This is a genomic window from Arthrobacter sp. JCM 19049 (genome assembly GCF_001310435.1).
This window is the reverse complement of the sequence record NZ_BAXF01000468.1, coordinates 1-1,684: the sequence shown is the minus strand read 5'-3', so window position 1 is coordinate 1,684 and position 1,684 is coordinate 1. Positions and strand designations below refer to the sequence as shown.

Here is a 1,684-nt window from a genome sequence, read left to right as displayed (position 1 = left end):
CTTCCAGCCTCCAGCCGTGGGCCATCCGCCGGTAGCGGCGGCGCTGGGAGAGGAAGATGCCGCCGGAGACCAGCGCGGCGATGCCCACCAGCACCAGCAGGGACTGCCCGTCATGCGGCAGCCAACGCAGGAACACGGCGCTGACGACCAGGAAGGAGATCAGGGTGCGGCCCCAGGCCAGCACGGTGCGTTCGGGCTGCAGCCCGGGATCCGAAATGCGCACATCCTTCATGAGTCCTGCCTCCCGGTGGCCTAGAAGCCATTGGCCAGGATCATTGCCACGGCCGCCACCGCCGCGGCCACCGCCCCGAACCCCAGCAGCGGCACGATCGCCGGAACCGGCAGCGGGGAGTCCTCACGCATCCGGCGCTCGACCCGCAGCCAGCGGAAGGCCGCTCCGCCGGCGATCAGCATGCCGATGCCAATGACAATCAGCGCCAGCCAGGTGCGCAGCGGAGTGGAGAAGGACGCGGCGGTGAAGGCCTCCAGGGCGATGCCACCAGCCAGGAAGGCCAGAGACGTGCGGATCCAGGCCAAGAACGTGCGCTCATTGGCCAGGGTGAAGCGCGGGTCAGGTTCCTTGCCGCTGGGCAGGAGCCACCGGGCCAGGCGGCTGCGTTCATGGGTGGACATGGTCCTCCTTGGAAGGGGGCGGAAGCGGGGTCGCCGGCACGCGGACTGCATCTAAGTTCATCATGTCCGGGGATGGCGGCATCTGAAAAGTGGTTGCAGGCGGCAATTATTAACCGGTTATTCGGCCCGCATCCGGGAGGCCGCCAGCTGCAGCGGCTCCAGCACCCGCTGCAGGTAGCTCTCCCGGTCCTCCCGTGCGGTCGGGGTGGGCGCGCTCAGGGCGATGAGCGGCCCCTGGGGCAGCTGCAGGGGAACGGACAGTGTGCGGATGCCCAGGGTGTGTTCTTCTTCCACGAAGCAGTATCCGCGTTGCCGTGCCAGCTCGATCTGCTCCATGATCTGGGCGCTGTCGGTCAACGTGCGCGAGGTCAGTTCGATGCGGGTCGAGGACTCGATGATCGCCCGGGCCTCCTCGGCGGGCAACAGGGAAAGCATGGCCCGCCCCATGGCGGTGCAGTAGGCGGGCAGGTGGCGTCCGGCATTGACCTGGATCGCCAGCTCCTGGGTGGTTTGGGTGGCCAGCACGTTAATGACCTCCCCGTTGGAATATTGGGTGAGGGTGGCGGTTTCGTTGACCGTGTCCGAGAGCTGACGCAGGATCGGTTCGGCCTTGCGGGCGGTTTCATTGGCCGTCAAGTAGGGCTGGGCCAGCTCCAGCAGCTTGGCCCGTGCGCTGAACAATGACCCGTGCTGCGCAAGGTAGCCAAGCTCGGTGAGGGTGGCCAGGTAGCGGCGCACCGCAGCCGGGGCCAGGCCGGTGCGTTCGGCGACTTCGCTCAGGGTGAGTGGAAAACCGGTGAATGCCTTGATCACGCTCAACCCGCGGGCGAAGGACTGTACTCCCGTGGGGGAGTCATGGGGCACGGGCATCGGAATCCTTCCGCAAAGAAACATCAACGCCGCCTCTTGACCTGAGACGACGGTCACAATCATACTTACGCACACCGAAAAGTATTTTCGCTCTGCGAAGTCAGGGGTTTTCATGCTTCATCGATCATCACGCCTCGTTGCGGCCTGGCCGGCGCGCTGCCCTGACCTGGGCTCAGCGCTG

The 1,684-nt window shown here is 66.3% G+C and carries 3 protein-coding genes; all 3 read right to left on the bottom strand.

The annotated features are described in order from the left end of the window. Positions 1-232: DUF202 domain-containing protein (locus tag JCM19049_RS13475; RefSeq protein WP_054821841.1), on the bottom strand; the 232-nt coding region annotated here is incomplete at its 3' end. 20 nt (positions 233-252) lie between these two features. Continuing rightward, positions 253-633, bottom strand: a complete 381-nt coding sequence (locus JCM19049_RS13470) for a YidH family protein (protein WP_054821840.1) — start codon at positions 631-633, stop codon at positions 253-255. Positions 634-750: 117 nt separating this feature from the next. Next, positions 751-1,503 carry an IclR family transcriptional regulator C-terminal domain-containing protein gene (locus tag JCM19049_RS13465; protein WP_054821839.1) on the bottom strand — a complete coding sequence of 251 codons (753 nt, stop codon included), beginning with the start codon at positions 1,501-1,503 and terminating at the stop codon, positions 751-753. Between the last annotated feature and the right edge of the window lie 181 nt (positions 1,504-1,684).